General features: G+C 73.3%; 15 protein-coding genes and 1 pseudogene. 7 read left to right on the forward strand and 9 right to left on the reverse strand.

The window, feature by feature from the left end:
* The first annotated feature begins 185 nt into the window (after positions 1–185).
* Positions 186–1589 carry an isopeptide-forming domain-containing fimbrial protein gene (locus tag EMA09_RS18520; RefSeq protein WP_206305967.1) on the forward strand — a complete coding sequence of 468 codons (1404 nt, stop codon included), beginning with the start codon at positions 186–188 and terminating at the stop codon, positions 1587–1589.
* A gap of 27 nt (positions 1590–1616) precedes the next feature.
* On the opposite strand, the gene EMA09_RS18525 is transcribed toward EMA09_RS18520, so the two are convergent.
* A complete protein-coding gene (locus EMA09_RS18525) occupies positions 1617–2477 on the reverse strand; it encodes a helix-turn-helix transcriptional regulator (protein WP_129842129.1) in 861 nt (286 codons plus the stop codon).
* A 126-nt stretch (positions 2478–2603) separates the two neighbouring features.
* On the opposite strand from EMA09_RS18525, the gene EMA09_RS18530 reads away from it, so the two are divergent.
* Positions 2604–3599 (forward strand): aldo/keto reductase, encoded by a 996-nt coding sequence (locus tag EMA09_RS18530; RefSeq protein ID WP_129842130.1) that lies wholly within the window; start codon positions 2604–2606, stop codon positions 3597–3599.
* Positions 3600–3650: 51 nt separating this feature from the next.
* Here EMA09_RS18530 and EMA09_RS18535 read toward each other — a convergent pair whose 3' ends face one another.
* Positions 3651–4139: a GNAT family N-acetyltransferase gene (locus tag EMA09_RS18535; RefSeq protein ID WP_129842131.1), complete on the reverse strand. Its 489-nt coding sequence runs from the start codon at positions 4137–4139 to the stop codon at positions 3651–3653.
* A gap of 113 nt (positions 4140–4252) precedes the next feature.
* Here EMA09_RS18535 and EMA09_RS18540 point away from each other — a divergent pair, with 113 nt between their 5' ends.
* Complete coding sequence (locus tag EMA09_RS18540; protein ID WP_129842132.1) at positions 4253–5056, forward strand: exodeoxyribonuclease III; 804 nt, start codon at positions 4253–4255, stop codon at positions 5054–5056.
* Between the two features lie 3 nt (positions 5057–5059).
* On the opposite strand, the gene EMA09_RS18545 is transcribed toward EMA09_RS18540, so the two are convergent.
* Positions 5060–6133 (reverse strand): alkene reductase, encoded by a 1074-nt coding sequence (locus EMA09_RS18545; protein WP_129842133.1) that lies wholly within the window; start codon positions 6131–6133, stop codon positions 5060–5062.
* Positions 6134–6247: 114 nt separating this feature from the next.
* On the opposite strand from EMA09_RS18545, the gene EMA09_RS18550 reads away from it, so the two are divergent.
* The 3 genes from EMA09_RS18550 (at position 6248) to EMA09_RS18560 (ending at position 7877) form a co-directional block, all read left to right on the forward strand.
* Entirely contained in the window at positions 6248–6622 is a 375-nt protein-coding gene (locus EMA09_RS18550) for a MerR family transcriptional regulator (protein ID WP_129842134.1), read from the forward strand.
* 233 nt (positions 6623–6855) lie between these two features.
* A complete protein-coding gene (locus EMA09_RS18555) occupies positions 6856–7338 on the forward strand; it encodes a carboxymuconolactone decarboxylase family protein (RefSeq protein ID WP_129842135.1) in 483 nt (160 codons plus the stop codon).
* Between the two features lie 53 nt (positions 7339–7391).
* Positions 7392–7877: a carboxymuconolactone decarboxylase family protein gene (locus tag EMA09_RS18560; RefSeq protein WP_129842136.1), complete on the forward strand. Its 486-nt coding sequence runs from the start codon at positions 7392–7394 to the stop codon at positions 7875–7877.
* Between the two features lie 151 nt (positions 7878–8028).
* Here EMA09_RS18560 and EMA09_RS18565 read toward each other — a convergent pair.
* Positions 8029–8334 (reverse strand): annotated as a pseudogene (locus EMA09_RS18565) (GNAT family N-acetyltransferase); the annotation flags it as partial.
* Positions 8335–8518: 184 nt separating this feature from the next.
* Between EMA09_RS18565 and EMA09_RS18570 the strand changes: the two are divergent.
* On the forward strand, positions 8519–9160 hold the full coding sequence (locus EMA09_RS18570) for a superoxide dismutase (RefSeq protein WP_129842138.1): 642 nt from the start codon (positions 8519–8521) through the stop codon (positions 9158–9160).
* Positions 9161–9278: 118 nt separating this feature from the next.
* Here the strand turns inward: EMA09_RS18570 and EMA09_RS18575 are convergent, their stop codons facing one another.
* From EMA09_RS18575 to EMA09_RS18595, 5 genes are all read right to left on the reverse strand, one after another.
* Positions 9279–10607 (reverse strand): MFS transporter, encoded by a 1329-nt coding sequence (locus tag EMA09_RS18575; RefSeq protein ID WP_129842139.1) that lies wholly within the window; start codon positions 10605–10607, stop codon positions 9279–9281.
* 195 nt (positions 10608–10802) lie between these two features.
* Positions 10803–11756: a VOC family protein gene (locus tag EMA09_RS18580; protein ID WP_129842140.1), complete on the reverse strand. Its 954-nt coding sequence runs from the start codon at positions 11754–11756 to the stop codon at positions 10803–10805.
* Positions 11753–12862, reverse strand: coding sequence for a 4-oxalomesaconate tautomerase (locus EMA09_RS18585; protein WP_276324190.1), 1110 nt, complete (start codon positions 12860–12862; stop codon positions 11753–11755). Before EMA09_RS18585 ends, EMA09_RS18580 begins: the two co-directional genes overlap by 4 nt.
* Entirely contained in the window at positions 12859–13566 is a 708-nt protein-coding gene (locus EMA09_RS18590; RefSeq protein ID WP_129842141.1) for a 4-carboxy-4-hydroxy-2-oxoadipate aldolase/oxaloacetate decarboxylase, read from the reverse strand. The genes EMA09_RS18585 and EMA09_RS18590 overlap by 4 nt, the downstream gene beginning before the upstream one ends.
* Complete coding sequence (locus tag EMA09_RS18595; RefSeq protein ID WP_129842142.1) at positions 13563–14312, reverse strand: PIG-L deacetylase family protein; 750 nt, start codon at positions 14310–14312, stop codon at positions 13563–13565. The genes EMA09_RS18590 and EMA09_RS18595 overlap by 4 nt, the downstream gene beginning before the upstream one ends.
* Positions 14313–14360 lie beyond the last annotated feature (48 nt).

A 14360-nucleotide genomic window follows, 5' to 3' on the forward strand; every position in this document is an offset into this window, starting at 1 on the left:
CCGGCACGCCGCGCGCTCTCCGCCGCGGGCACCCGCAAACCCGCCGGTCGCGGATTGGCCGGGCCTCACGCACGGTCACTTCTCAGGCGCCGCCGCCTGCGCTGTGCTTCCCCCGCCGGAACGGCCGATCCGGTACGCGCGGCCGGCCGGCACCACGATGCGGCGTTCGTTCCAAGGAGGCAGCAGTGAGCACACCCGTCCCGGTCCGCGTGGCACTCGTCAACGGCAGTTTCGAGCAGCCGGTCGTCACCGATTACGAGATCCTGCCGGACGCCTCCCAGACCCAGGCGCCGAAGCGGGTCCCCGGCTGGCTCACCACGGCCACCGACCACATGATCGAGCTGTGGCACTCCGGGTTCCTCGGCGTGCCGTCCGCCGAGGGCGACCAGTTCGCCGAGCTGAACGCCAACCAGGTCGCCACGCTCTACCAGGACCTGCCGACCACGCCGGGCGCCACCCTGTACTGGCGGCTGTACCACCGCGGGCGGCAGGGCGACGACACGATGGCGCTGGACATCGGCGCGCCGGGCGCGGCGGTCGAGCAGCGCCGGTTCACCGACGGCAACACGGAGTGGGGCTACTACACCGGCACCTACACCGTGCCGGACGGCCAGACGACGACCCGGTTCGCGTTCCGCTCCGTGTCCGCGGCCGGCGGGAACCAGGGGATCGGCAACTTCCTGGACGGCGTGTTCTTCGGCACCGCGCCCCTCGTCGTCCTCACCAAGACGGCGATCCCGCAGGGGCCGCTGCGCGTCGGCGACGTCATCACCTACCGCGTCACGGCGACGAACGAGGGCGGCGGCGCGGCCGAGGCCCTGACACTGACCGACGTCGTCCCGGACGGCACGACGTACGTCCCCGGCTCGCTGCGCGTCATCGACGGCCCCGGCGCCGGCGTGAAGACCGACCGGGACGGCGACGACCAGGCGTACTTCGACGAGGCCGGCGACCGCGTGGTCTTCCACCTCGGCGAGGGCGCCACCGCGGACGAGCCCGGCAGCCTGCCCAACACGGAGACGCTGCCGGCCGGCACCACCGTCGAGTACCGGGTCAGGATCGGCCTGGAGAACGCCGGCGGGCAGATCGTCAACACCGCGAGCGCCACGTACGAGAACCGCCTCGGGGACGAACCCCAGCAGCTCACCGCGACCTCCGGCGAGGCCGTCACCGAGGTGCTCCCGGCGGCCGACCTGAGCGTCGTGAAGTCGGCCGACGACACCACCGTGACCGTCGGCCAGACCGTCACCTACCGGATCACCGTCCGCAACGCCGGGCCGAACGACGCGACCGGCGTCACCGTCGCCGACGAACTCCCCGAGGGGCTCGCCTTCCTGTCGGCGACCGCGTCCGCCGGCGCGTACGACCCGGACACCGGCCGCTGGACCGTCGGCGGCCTCGCCGAAGGCGCCACCGCCACCCTGACCCTGCGGGCCAAGGCCACCCGCGCCGGAGCCGTCACCAACCGCGCCACCGTCCGGGCGGACGAACTGGACCCCGACCCGTCCGACAACACCGACCACGTCACGATCTGCGTCGAACCCGCGCCCTCCTGCTGCACGCCCTGCGGGCCGCGCCGCACCGCCTGACCCCCGGCCACCGGTGGCACGGCCGCCTCACCGCGCGGACGTGCCACCCGCCCCCGCGGGGAACTCCTCCACACCGAGGACCCGCAGCAGCTCCAGCCGCTCACGGGCCTCCGCGTCCGCCGGGGTCAGCACGAGCAGCGACTGCCCCTGGTCGGGAGTGACCAGCGTCTCGCAGTCCATCACCATGCGGCCCACCCGCGGCTGCAGGATCGTCTTCCTGTCGGCCCGCCGGACCGCCACCTCGTGCGCGTCCCACAGCCGCCGGAAGTCGTCGCTCGCGGCCCGCAGCCGCTCGACGAGCCCCATGACCACCGGATCGCCCGACCTGCGCCCGGCCACCGCGCGCAGGTCGGCCACGAGCTGACGCCCGTGCCGCTCCCGGTCCTCGGGCGGGGAGGTCGCCCGCGCCGCCGGATCGGTGAACCACCGGTACACCATGTGCCGCCGGTCGCCGGAGAAGCGCGTCAGGTCGCCCGCCAGCAGCTTCGACGTACGGTTCTGCGCCAGGACCTCGCCCAGGTCGGACAGCACGAGGGCGGGCGTGCCGTCCAGCAGGTCGAGCATCCGCACCAGGCCGGCACGGGCAAGACGCGCCACCCCCTCGGCGGGCGCGGGCCGGTGGCCCGCCAGGTGGAACAGATGGGCGCGCTCGTCGTCGGACAGCCGCAGCGCCCTGGCCAGCGCGCCGAGCAACTGGACGGATGGCCGGCTGCTGCGGCCCTGCTCCAGCCGCACGACGTAGTCGACCGAGATGTCGGCGAGCATCGCCACCTCCTCCCGGCGCAGGCCGGCGGCGCGGCGGCGCGGGTTCCCGGCGATCCCGACCTCGGCGGGGGCGATCGCCGCGCGGCGGCGGCGCAGGAAGTCGGCTAGCTGGTCGCGTTGCATCACCCCATGGTCCCTCGCGGCCGTACGCCGTTCCAGGGAGCGCCGCTCCCACGATGAACGCTCCGCTCCCGCACGCCGCCGCCCGGCCGCAGGCTGGTGGGGAAGCGAACGCGAAGGAGAAACACCATGCGGACACGGACCCTCGGCAGCACCGGCCCCGCGGTCTCCGCCATCGGCCTCGGCGCCATGGGCATGTCGGGCGCCTACGGCGCGGCCGACCGTACGGAGAGCATCGCCACCGTCCACGCCGCGCTGGAGGCCGGCGTCACCCTGATCGACACCGGCGACTTCTACGCCGCCGGCCACAACGAACTGCTGCTCGCCGAGGCGCTGCGCGGCCGGGACCGCGACAGCTACCAGCTGAGCGTCAAGTTCGGCATGCTGCTGCGCCCCGGCGGCAGGCCCGGCGGCCAGGACTGCCGCCCGGAGGCGGTCAGGAACTTCCTGGCCCACTCGCTGACCCGGCTCGGCACCGACCACATCGACATCTACCGGCCCGCCCGCCTCGACCCGGCCGTGCCGATCGAGGAGACGGTGGGCGCGATCAAGGAGATGGTCGACGCCGGGCACGTGCGGCACATCGGCCTCTCGGAGGTCGACGCGGCGACGATCCGCCGGGCGCACGCCGTCCACCCGATCGCCGACCTCCAGATCGAGTACTCCCTGATCTCCCGCGCGGTGGAGGCGGACGTCCTGCCCACGCTGCGGGAACTGGGCATCGGCCTGACCGCGTACGGCGTCCTCGGCCGCGGCCTCATCTCCGGACACTGGTCCGCCGACCGCGCCACCGCCCCGGGCGACGTGCGGGGCTCCAGCCCGCGGTTCACGGCCGGGAACGTCGAGCACAACCTCGCCCTCGTCGAGGCGCTGCGCCGGGTCGCGGGGGAGAAGGGCTGCACCGTCGCCCAGCTCGCCATCGCCTGGGTGGCGGCGCGGGGCGAGGACGTCGTGCCGCTGGTCGGCGCGCGCACCCGGGAGCGGCTGGCCGAGGCGCTGCCCGCGCTCGACGTCGACCTCACCGCGGACGACCTGGCGCGGATCGAGGAGGCGGTGCCGGCCGGCTCGGCACGCGGCGACCGCTACCCGCCGGCGTTCATGGCCGCCCTCGGCGTCGGCAACTGATCCTCCTGCCGATGGTGGACGCGGCGCCGGCCCGCGCGGACGGCACCGCGTTCAGCGCAGCGGCTTCGCGAAGAACACACTCTCCGGCGAGTCCCGGTAGGTGCCGAAGCCCTGCTCCGCCGGAAGCCGCGCGAACCCGCTGCTGCTGTACAGCGCGACCGCCTCCGGCTGCCGCAGTCCCGTCTCCAGCACGAGGCGGGTACGCCCTGCGGCGCGCGCCTCCTCCTCCAGGCGCGCCAGCACCTTGCGCGCCAGCCCGCGCCCGCGCGCGTCGCGCAGGATGAACATCCGCTTGATCTCGGCGTCGCCCGGCGCGTACCCCTCGGCCGGGTCCTCGTGGGCGCGCCACCCGCCGGTGCCGACCGGACGGCCGGCGTCGTCGTACACCACCAGGTACAGGCCGCGCGGCGGATCGAACATCGACGCGTCCAGCGGCGTGGTGTCCCCCTCGCCCTCGTACCGCTCCGCGTACTCGGCCTGCACGAGATCGTTGAGCAGCCGCGCGTCGGGATGGTCGAAACGGGTCGGAACTATGGTCATACCGTCATGGTACGAACACGTGTGCGTGACCCGGGCCACTCACGTTCCCCACCCCCGTGACACCCCTCACGCCGTTCGCGTCGACGTCCCGCCGCGCGTTAGGGTCACTCTTCGTGCTCACCGTGACAACCGCCAACGTGAACGGCCTCCGCGCCGCGGCAGGCAAGGGTTACACCGACTGGCTCGCCGGCAGCGACGCCGACGTCGTGTGCCTCCAGGAGGTACGCGCCGAGGAGGACCAGCTCCCCGAGTCCGTACGCCGCCCCGACGGCCGGCACGCCGTGTGGGCGCCGGCGTCGGCGAAGGGCCGCGCGGGCGTCGCGATCCTGACGCGCCGCGCCCCCGAGGCGGTGCGGGTCGGCTTCGACGCGGGCGAGTTCGCCGCGGCCGGCCGCTACCTGGAGGTCGACCTGCCGGGCGTCACGGTCGCGAGCCTGTACCTGCCGTCGGGCGAGGTGGGCACGGAGCGGCAGGCGGAGAAGGAACGGTTCATGGCCGCGTTCCTCCCGTACCTCATCGGCCTGCGCACCCGCGCGGCGGCGGCCGGCCGTGAGGTCGTCGTCTGCGGCGACTGGAACATCGCGCACCGCGAGGCCGACCTCAAGAACTGGCGCGCCAACCGTACGAAGGCCGGCTTCCTCCCGGAGGAACGCGCCTGGCTCGACCGCGTCCTCGACCCGGCCGAGGGCGGCTACGCCGACGTGGTCCGCCGGCTCCACCCCGACCAGGACGGCCCCTACTCGTGGTGGTCCTACCGCGGCCGGGCGTTCGACAACGACACGGGATGGCGCATCGACTACCAGATGGCGACGCCCGGCCTCGCCGCCCGCTGCGTGAAGGCGTGGGTGGAGCGCGCGGAGACACACACGGCCCGCTGGAGCGACCACGCCCCGGTCACGGCGGCGTACGACCTGTAGACGTCAGGCCGTGTACTGGTAAGCGGGGTACGTCAGGTAGCCGGCGTCGCCGCCCTGGTAGTAGGCCGCGTCGTCCACCTCGGCGAGCGGCAGACCGGCGCGCAGCCGCTCGACCAGGTCCGGGTTGGCGATGAACGCCCGGCCGAAGCTGATGAGGTCGGCGCCGAGCCGGAGCCAGTGGTCGGCGTCCGCCGGACCGGTCCGCCGCGATTCCAGCGGGGACATCGGATTCATGATCAGGGTGCCGGGCCACGCGCGCCGCAGGCCGGTCAGCACCTCCTCGCCGGTGGTCGCCTCCAGGTGCACGTAGGCCAGGCCGAGGGGGGCCAGCTCGGACAGCAGTGCCGCGTACAGCTCCGGCACGTCGGTCTCCGTCACGCCCCAGATCCCGCCGCCGGGCGAGAGACGGATGCCGGTCCTCGCGCCACCGACCGCGTCGACGGTCGCGGCGGCGGCCTCCACGGCGAACCGGATGCGGCCCGCCACCGAACCGCCGTAGCGGTCCGTGCGCAGGTTGGCGTTCGACGACAGGAACTGCGAGATCAGGTAGCCGTTGGCGCCGTGCAGTTCGACGCCGTCGAATCCCGCCGCGACGGCGCGGCGGGCGGCGTCGGCGTACGCTCGCGCGTGCTCGGGCACTTCGGCCGTGTCCAGGGCGCGGGGCACCGGGGCCGGCTGCGGGCCGGCCGGGGTGAAGACGTCGCCGACGGCGGGGACGGCCGAGGGGCCGACCGGTCGCGTGCCGATCGTGTCGGGGTGCGAGACACGTCCGCCGTGCATGATCTGGGCGAAGATCCGGCCGCCGTTGATGTGCACGGCGGCGGTGACCTGCCGCCAGGACTCGGTCTGCTCGTCGGTGTGCAGCCCGGGCGTGCCGGGGTTGGACTGCCCGATCAGGCTCGGCTGCACGCCCTCCGACACGATGAGCCCGGCCGTCGCGCGCTGGGCGTAGTAGGCAGCCATCGACGGCGTGGCCAGCCCGCCGGCGGCGGCGCGCACCCGCGTCATCGGGGCCATCACCACCCGGTTGGGCAGTGAGAGGCCGCCGAGCCGGTAGCTGTCGAAAAGGGTCGTCACAGTGGGGTCTCCTCGTTCCGCCGTACCCGGGACCCGGGCACGGCGGCTACGCTAAAACCTCACATCAATGTCAGGGGCAAGCGCTGTGGCGCGGGACACGGACGGGAGGGCGGCATGCGTGTCGGGGACCTGGCGGCACGGACCGGGGTCAGCGTCCGGTCGCTGCGCTACTACGAGGAACAGGGTCTCCTCGCCAGCACCCGCAGCCCGAGCGGGCAGCGGCACTACACGGAGCACGCGGTGGAACGGGTCCTGTTCCTCCAGCGCCTGTACGCGGCGGGCCTGTCGAGCCGCGCGATCGCCGAACTGCTCCCGTGCGTCGACGCCCCGAGCGCGGAGCACTCGGACATGGCGCTGGAACGCATGACCGAGGAACGCGACCGCCTCACCGCCCACATCGCCGACCTGCTGCGTACACGGGACGCCCTCGACGGCCTGATGACGGCGGCCCGCGACTACCGCGCCGCCCTCCCGCCCCCGGCCACCTGACCGGCCGGTCCGGTTCCCGCCCGTGCAGTGGGGCCGGGCCGGCGTGTCCTCCGCGAGGCAGGGGGAGCGGCCGGACGGGGGAGCGCGTACGCGGTCGCCCGCCGCGCATGACGCCGGTCCGGGCCGCCGCGTGACACCCGGGCTCGGTGACGTGTGTCACACGGCCGAGCTGTCACAGAGGCCGAGGCGCCGGCATCTCCTGTGCGTCCGGCAACGACGACAAGGAGCACACGATGACTGCTCGCCCGGCCCTGTTCAGCAACCCGACCTCGACCGCCGCGAAGGCCGCCAAGCACTTCGGTGCGGCGAGCGGGACGATCCTGCAGGAGTCCACGCTCCCGGCCGCGACCCAGAGGCTGGTCGTGTTGCGCGCCAGCCAGATCAACGGTGACGGCTACGCCACCGACGTGTGGAGCAAGAACGCCGCGCACGCCGGGGAGAGCGCCACCCGGATCAACCTGGTCGCCGCCTGGCGCGAGTCCACCGTCTTCACGGAGGCCGAGCGTGCCGCCCTGGAGGTGGCCGAGCAGGGCACCCGCACCGCCGACGCGGCCGGTGGCGTCACCGACGAGGCGTGGGCGGACGCCGCCCGGCACCACGACGAGGACCAACTGTCCGACCTGGTGATGCTCATCGCCCTGATCAATGCCACCAACCGCATGTCGGTCATCGTCGGCCAGCGCGGCGGCGACTACGAGCCCGGCACGATCGGCTGACCACCACCCCACCGCGTTTCCCGACACCGATCACCGACTTGAGGAGAACGTCAATGGAACCCCGTCTCGACATGCTGGGCAACGAACTCGGCGCCAGGATCGCCAAACGGATCTACAGCGTGAGCCTGGCGATCCAGCAGTCGACGCTTCCCCGGGCCGTCCAGGACCTGGCGATGCTGCGCGCCAGCCAGATCAACGGCTGCGGCTTCTGCGTCGACTACCACACCAAGGACGCCGCGGTCGCCGGGGAGAGCGCCACCCGGATCAACCTGGTCGCCGCCTGGCGCGAGTCCACCGTCTTCACCGAAGCCGAGCGGGCCGCGCTGGCCCTGACCGAGGAGGGCACCCGGCTCGCCGACGCCCACCCCGGGGTGTCGGACGAGACCTGGGCCGAGGTGCGCAGGCACTACGACGAGGACCAGATCGTCGCGCTGATCTCCCTGGTGGCCATGATCAATGCCAGCAACCGGCTCCAGGTGATCGCGCGAGTGCCCGGAGGCTCGTACGAGCCCGGTCAGTTCGCCGGCATGGCGAACTGACCGCGGACCCACCGGGGCAGGGTCCGCGTGCCTCACGCGGTGCGGGGCGCGCGAACCAGCACCCGTACCTCCGCTCGGGAATGACGCCGTGCCGTGCTCCGGCTCGTTCGTCCGGTACGCGATCCGTGCGGCGTCACGCGTTCCCCGCCCGTCACAGGGGGAGTGGCGCGGACGCTGCCGCGGGGTGGTGCGGGCTCAGGAAGACGATGATGCCCGCGCCGTCGGGGGAGGGGTGTGTCGCCTGGATCCAGCCCTGTCGGCGGTAGAACGCGACGGCTCCCGGTGACCTGGCGGACGTCAGCAGCCAGGCCCGGCCGCCCGGCGCCCCGGCCGTCACGGCCCCCAGCAGGGCACGGGCGAGGCCGCCGCCCTGTGCCGCGGGGCGTACGGCCAGTTCGTCGATCCCCAGTGCGCCGCACAGCCAGGCCGCGGTCCGCCCGGTGCCCAGGCCGGCGGCAGGTGCGCGGTGTCCGTCGCCCGTCACCGTTCGTCCTATTGCGAGTCGGGCGCAAGAGCCAGATCATGGCGGCAAGGCGTGGTGGGCCACTCGTCCGGAGGCGGGGGAAGTGATCGGCGGCCGTCCTACTTGGTGCTAGCGTGCAGTTGCACATCAGTTGCAACAGTGTCGGAGGATGTTGGACATGGCGGTGTACACGCTCCCGGAGCTCCCCTACGACTACGCGGCTCTCGAACCTGTCATCAATCCGCAGATCATCGAGCTGCACCACGACAAGCACCACGCCGCGTACGTGAAGGGCGCCAACGACACCCTGGAGCAGCTCGCCGAGGCCCGGGACAAGGGGCAGTTCGGGGCGATCACCGGGCTGGAGAAGAGCCTCGCGTTCAACCTCTCCGGGCACATCCTGCACTCGATCTACTGGCACAACATGACCGGTGACGGCGGCGGTGAGCCCCTGGAGCGGGACGGTGTCGGCGAGCTGGCCGACGCGATCGCCGACTCGTTCGGCTCGTTCGCCGGCTTCAAGGCGCAGATGACGAAGGCCGCCGCGACCACCCAGGGCTCCGGCTGGGGCGTGCTGGCGTACGAGCCGCTCAGCGGCCGGCTGATCGTGGAACAGGTCTACGACCACCAGGGCAACGTGGGCCAGGCGTCCACCCCGATCCTCGTGTTCGACGCCTGGGAGCACGCCTTCTACCTCCAGTACAAGAACCAGAAGGTCGACTTCATCGACGCCATGTGGGCCGTCGTCAACTGGCAGGACGTGTCCAAGCGGTACGCCGCCGCCAAGGAGCGCGGCGACAGCCTCCTGCTCGCACCCTGACGACGGCGTCCCACCGACGTCCTGCTCGTGATCGTCTTCTCACCCTTCACCGGCAGGCGGCACAGCGGAGGGCTCCCGCGCGCGACGCGTGCGGGAGCCCTTCCGGCGTCGCGGCGGTTCAGCCCGCCGGGGACAGCGGGCGTGCCGTGCCGCTGCCCAGGGTGCCGCTCCGCCGGGACAGCAGCCCCGTCAGGCTGACGAACACCAGCGAGAAGACACCCGCCAGCGCGAACGCCGTGAAGCCCGCCGTGTTCGAGCCGGTGTCGAGGAGCCGGCCGCCGAGCCACGGCCCGAAGACGGCGCCGAAGCGGCCCATGCCGGACGTCCAGCCGACCGCCGTGGCCCGGTTGTCGTCGTCCGACCGCGCGGCCACCGTGGCGTAGATCATCGCCTGCGCGCTGAAGAGGAACAGGCCGGTCAGGAACACGACGGTGTACGTGAGCGCCAGCGGCATGTGGATGCTGAGCGCGTACACGCCGATCGCGGTCGCGCCGAACCAGATCGCCGTGATCAGCGGCCCGCCGTACGTGTCGGTCAGCTTGCCGCCGATCAGCATGCCGACGATGCCGCCGAGGTTGATGACGATCACGAAGCCGAGCGACGAGCCGAGGTCGTAGCCGCTGGCTCTCATCAGGGACGGCAGCCACTGCGAGACGCCGTAGACCAGGAGGAGCCCGCCGAAGGAGGCGAGCCAGAAGCAGAGGGTCTGCGTCCACAGGCCGCCGCGGAAGAGGGCGGCGACCGCGCCCCAGCGGTCCGCCCCGGCGGCGCGCTTCTCCTTGGGGGCGGGTTCGGCCACCCCGTACCGGTCGGCGAGCGCGCGGGCCTCCGCGTCGCGGCCCTTGGCGCGCAGGAACGTCATCGACTCGGGCAGGTAGAGGAACGCCAGCGGCACGCCGATGAACAGCGGGATGACGCAGATCCAGAACGAGACGCGCCAGTCGCCGGTCCACAGGGCCACGAAGCCGGCGAGGATGCCGCCGGCCTGGTGGGCGGTCATCAGTGAGCCGACGATCAGGGCGCCGCGCCCGCGGGGGGCGTACTCGGTCACCAGGGTGATCGCGCTCGGCAGCAGCCCGCCGAGGCCGAGGCCGGCGAGGAAGCGCCCGAGCCCGAACGTGCCGAGGCTGCCGGCCGAGGCGCACAGGGCGGACGCGAGCGAGAAGACCACCGTCGAGGCGAGGATCGTCCGCTTGCGGCCGATCCAGTCGCTGACGGTGCCGGAGGACAGGGCGCCGATCAGCATGCCGAAGGTGGCGTACGAGCCGATGTCGCCGGCCTCGTCCGGGTCGATGCCGAGCGCCCCGGTCTCCAGCATGTGCGGCAGCACGGAGCCGTAGATGAACATGTCGAGGCCGTCGAAGAGGACGACCAGCCAGCACAGGCCGACGACCAGCAGGGTGAGCCGGCCGGAGCGGGCGCCGGCGGCGGTGGGTGTGGAGGACATCGGGGAGTTCCTCTCGTTCGGGACAGCTCTGTCCCCGGAGGGATGGGGAGGAAAGGGGCGGGCCGGAGCGGCTCGATCGCGGCGGACCCGAGTGTGCGGACGACGTTAAGGACCCCGCACATTCGGTGTCAACGCTTTTGTCAACAATCTTGAGGCCAGTCGGGCCGCCGCGCGGGGACCGCCCCCGCCGCCGGCTCAGTCCACCGGCGGCGTGCCGTGCGTGTGGAACGACTCGATCGTCTTCAGGCCCCACGCCTGGCCCCTGGCGCGCTCGGCCTCGGTCCAGGTGACGAGCGGCCAGTCCGGCGCGAGCACGAGACGGGTCAGCGGGTTGCACAGCTCGATGCGGTTGCCGCCGGGCTCGTAGACGTACAGGAAGAACGTCTGCTGGATCGCGTGCTTGTGCGGCCCCGTCTCGATGAACACGCCGCTGTCGATGGCGAGGTCCGCCGCGCGCAGCACGTCCTCGCGCGTGTCGGTCGCGAACGCGATGTGGTGCAGGCGGCCGCTCGCGCCCGTCCAGTCCGAGGTGTAGACGACGTCGTACGACTTGTCCGTGAACGTCAGCCACTTCGCGCCGATCGCCCCACTGTCCAGGCGGATCTGCTCCGTTGGCCGCGCGCCCAGCACCTGCTGCTGGAAGTCCGCGTTGGCGGCGACGTCGGCGGCCAGGAAGTTCACGTGGTCGAGGCGGCGCACGCCCACGCCCCGGTTGGGCTTGGCCTGCGGCTGGTTCTTGAGCGCGGGCCGCAGTTCCGGGGGCGCCGCGTAGTACTCGCTCTCCCAGTACAGGGCGATCTCGTGGCCGTCGGGGTCGGCCGTCACGTACAGCCTGCCGATGCCGGGCTCGTCCTCCACCCAGCGCCCGGCGTGCCCGGCCGCCTCGAGCGCCTCGACGCGCCGCCCGAGCGCCTCCTCGCTTGAGGTGCGCAGGGCGGTGCGGCGCAGCCCCGGCCGTTCGGCGGCGGTGAGGACGAGGCTGTGGTGCTCGTAGTCGTCGAAGGTGCGCAGGTGGACGGTGCCGCCGGACTCCCCGCACACGGTCAGGCCGAGGAAGTCGGTGCAGAAGCGGACGCTGCCGTCGAGGTCGGGGGTGAGGAGTTCGGCGTGGCCGAGGTGGGCGATGTCGCCGAGCGGTGGGGTCGTCATCGGTCCTGCCTTTCGAGCGGGGAGGTGTGCGCCGGGCGGGGGAAGACCGTCCCGTCGAAGATCTTCCGGGCGGTCCGCACGACGGCGGTACGGGTGACGGCGGGCGGTCCGTCGCCGTGGGCGGCCACGCGCACGTCGATGTCGAGGAAGCCCGTCGGGTGCTCGACGCGCAGCCGATCGCCCTCGGCGGGCAGGTCGGCGATGCCGTCGGCGACCCCGCCGGGGACGCGCAGCCCCGCGGCGACCCCGGCGGCGCCGAGGACGCCGATGGACGTGTGGCAGCGGTGCGGGATGAACGTGCGGGTCGAGACGGCGCCGCCGTGCGCGGGCGGGGCCAGCAGGCTGAGCTTCGGGACGGTCGTCGCGCCGACGTCCCCGAGGCCCATCAGCGGGCCGGCGGCGAGCCTGATCTCCTCGACGCGCTCGCGCAGGGCCGCGTCCGCCTCCAGCTCGCGGGGCGTCTCGTAGCCCGTCACGCCGAGGGCGTCCGCCGGTATCAGCACGGTCGGCATGCCGTTGTCGACGCAGGTCACGGGCGTGCCGGCGATCGTGTCGCGGACGTTCCCGGTGGGCAGGAGGGGGCCGCCGCCGGGCGGGAACTCGATCACGACCGGCGCCGCCGTCCCGGGCACCCCTGAGATCCGCGCGCCGCCCGAGTACGCGGGACGGCCGCGCGGCGTGGGGAACGTTGCGGTGGCCAGGTCGCCGGTGTTGACCATCCGGATGCGGACCGACGTCCGGCCGTCGTCCCCGGGGGCGACGAGGCCGCGTTCGACGGCGAACGGGCCGACGCCCGCGAGCAGGTTGCCGCAGTTCTGCCGGTCCGACACCCCGGCGGTGTCGACGGCGACCTGCAGGAACAGGTAGTCGACGTCGGCGTCCCCGCCGGCCGAGGGCGACACGACCGCGACCTTGCTGGTGAGCGGGTGCGCGCCGCCGAGACCGTCGATCTGCCGCGGGTCGGGGCTGCCCATGATCCGCAGCAGCAGGTCGTCGCGCGCGGCCGGGTCCGCCGGCAGGTCGCCGGCGAGGAAGTACGCGCCCTTGGACGTGCCGCCGCGCATCAGCAGGCACCGTACGCCCGCGGGCTCCGGCTCCCCGGTCACGACCCGGACTCCCCGGTGTGCTCGGCGTACGTCACGTACCGCACGCCGAGGCCGGCGAGCTTCTCCCGCAGCCCGTAGCGGTCGAGCCCGAGCTGTCCGTCGAGGAACGCCGCGCGCGCCGCCGCCTCCTTCGCCTCCCGTGCCTCGGACGCCTCGGCGGTCTCCCGCGCCCGTTCGCGCGGCACGACGACCACCCCGTCGTCGTCGGCGACGATCACGTCGCCGGGCCGTACGACCTGCCCCCCGATGGCGACGGGCACGTTCACGGACCCGCCGGTGGCCTTCACCGTGCCCTGCGCGGAGACGGCGCGCGACCACGCGGCGAAGCCCATGTCCCGCAGCTCCTGCGTGTCCCGGATGCCCGCGTTGATCACGAGCCCCCGTACGCCGCGCCGCGCGAGGGCCGTGGCGAACAGCTCGCCGAACATGCCGTCCGTGGACGGCGACGTGGTGGTGACGACGAGGATGTCGCCCTCCCCGCACTGCTCCACCGCCGCATGGATCATCAGATTGTCGCCGGGCCAGCTGAGGACGGTCACCGCCGTGCCCGCGACCCGTACGCCCTGCTGGACCGGCCGCAGCCCGGGACCCAGGAGCCCGGTGCGCCCCATCGCCTCGCTCACGGTCGCGACGCCGTACCGCCCGAGCGCCTCGACGTCCCGCGCATCCGCCTTCGGGGGTCCGGTGACGATGACGCCGCTCATGCCAGCTCCTTCGCGATCTGCGGGTACGGCCGCATGTACGCCTCGGCCATGGTCCGGTGGGAGAGGCCCAGGTTCGGCCCCGCGTTCCGCTTGAGCTGGACGCCGCGGCGCACCGCGAGGTCCGTGTAGTAGTCCCACAGGTGCTGCTGCGCGCCCAGGCACTCCATCGCCTTGCGCTTCACCTCCCACACGGGGGTGATGTCGAGGAGGACCTCCGGTCTGAAGCCGCTCATCTCCGGCTGGTGCGGCTCGAAGTAGAAGACCGGCGGGGCGCCGATGATCTCGCCGGGACCCGGGTAGCCGATGGCCTGGGCGAGGACGCGGGCGTCCAGCGCCATCCGGTGGGCCGCCGGGTGGTCGCCGTTGTACGGGTCGTCGGCGGGGTGGGTGAGGACGACGTCGGGCTGCGTGGCGCGGTACACCCCGACCAGCCGGTCCGTCAGCTCCGCGCTCGGCGTGAGGGGGTAGTCGCCGGCGTCGAAGAACAGGACCTCGGCGCCGAGGGTCGCCGCGGCCCGTTCGGCCTCGTCGCGCCGCAGCGCCTTGATCTCCTCCAGGGTCCTGCCCTCGCGCCACGCCTTCGCCGACTCGCCGCGCTCGCCGAACGTGAGGCAGGCGATGGTGACCTTCTCGCCGCGGGAGGCCGCCAGGGCGATGGCGCCTCCCGCCCGCCAGACGAAGTCACCCGCGTGTGCGGTGACCACCAGGGTCGAGCGGCGCGGTGCGGGCGCCTTCTCGTTCGTCATCGCTGAACTCTCCTTGCTGACAGGGCCGTGGCCCACCAGCGCGGCGCG

It is taken from the genome of Streptomyces sp. RFCAC02, from assembly GCF_004193175.1.
Taxonomy (GTDB): Bacteria; Actinomycetota; Actinomycetes; order Streptomycetales; family Streptomycetaceae; genus Streptomyces.

Excerpts from the sequence above, each read along its gene's own strand:
- EMA09_RS18525 (WP_129842129.1), bottom strand. The coding sequence starts at position 2,477 with ATGCAACGCGACCAGCTAGCCGACTTCCTGCGCCGCCGCCGCGCGGCG.
- EMA09_RS18590 (WP_129842141.1), bottom strand. The coding sequence starts at position 13,566 with ATGAGCGGCGTCATCGTCACCGGACCCCCGAAGGCGGATGCGCGGGAC.
- EMA09_RS18550 (WP_129842134.1), top strand. The coding sequence starts at position 6,248 with ATGCGTGTCGGGGACCTGGCGGCACGGACCGGGGTCAGCGTCCGGTCG.
- EMA09_RS18555 (WP_129842135.1), top strand. The coding sequence starts at position 6,856 with ATGACTGCTCGCCCGGCCCTGTTCAGCAACCCGACCTCGACCGCCGCG.
- EMA09_RS18570 (WP_129842138.1), top strand. The coding sequence starts at position 8,519 with ATGGCGGTGTACACGCTCCCGGAGCTCCCCTACGACTACGCGGCTCTC.
- EMA09_RS18580 (WP_129842140.1), bottom strand. The coding sequence starts at position 11,756 with ATGACGACCCCACCGCTCGGCGACATCGCCCACCTCGGCCACGCCGAA.
- EMA09_RS18560 (WP_129842136.1), top strand. The coding sequence starts at position 7,392 with ATGGAACCCCGTCTCGACATGCTGGGCAACGAACTCGGCGCCAGGATC.
- EMA09_RS18530 (WP_129842130.1), top strand. The coding sequence starts at position 2,604 with ATGCGGACACGGACCCTCGGCAGCACCGGCCCCGCGGTCTCCGCCATC.
- EMA09_RS18575 (WP_129842139.1), bottom strand. The coding sequence starts at position 10,607 with ATGTCCTCCACACCCACCGCCGCCGGCGCCCGCTCCGGCCGGCTCACC.
- EMA09_RS18595 (WP_129842142.1), bottom strand. The coding sequence starts at position 14,312 with ATGACGAACGAGAAGGCGCCCGCACCGCGCCGCTCGACCCTGGTGGTC.
- EMA09_RS18535 (WP_129842131.1), bottom strand. The coding sequence starts at position 4,139 with ATGACCATAGTTCCGACCCGTTTCGACCATCCCGACGCGCGGCTGCTC.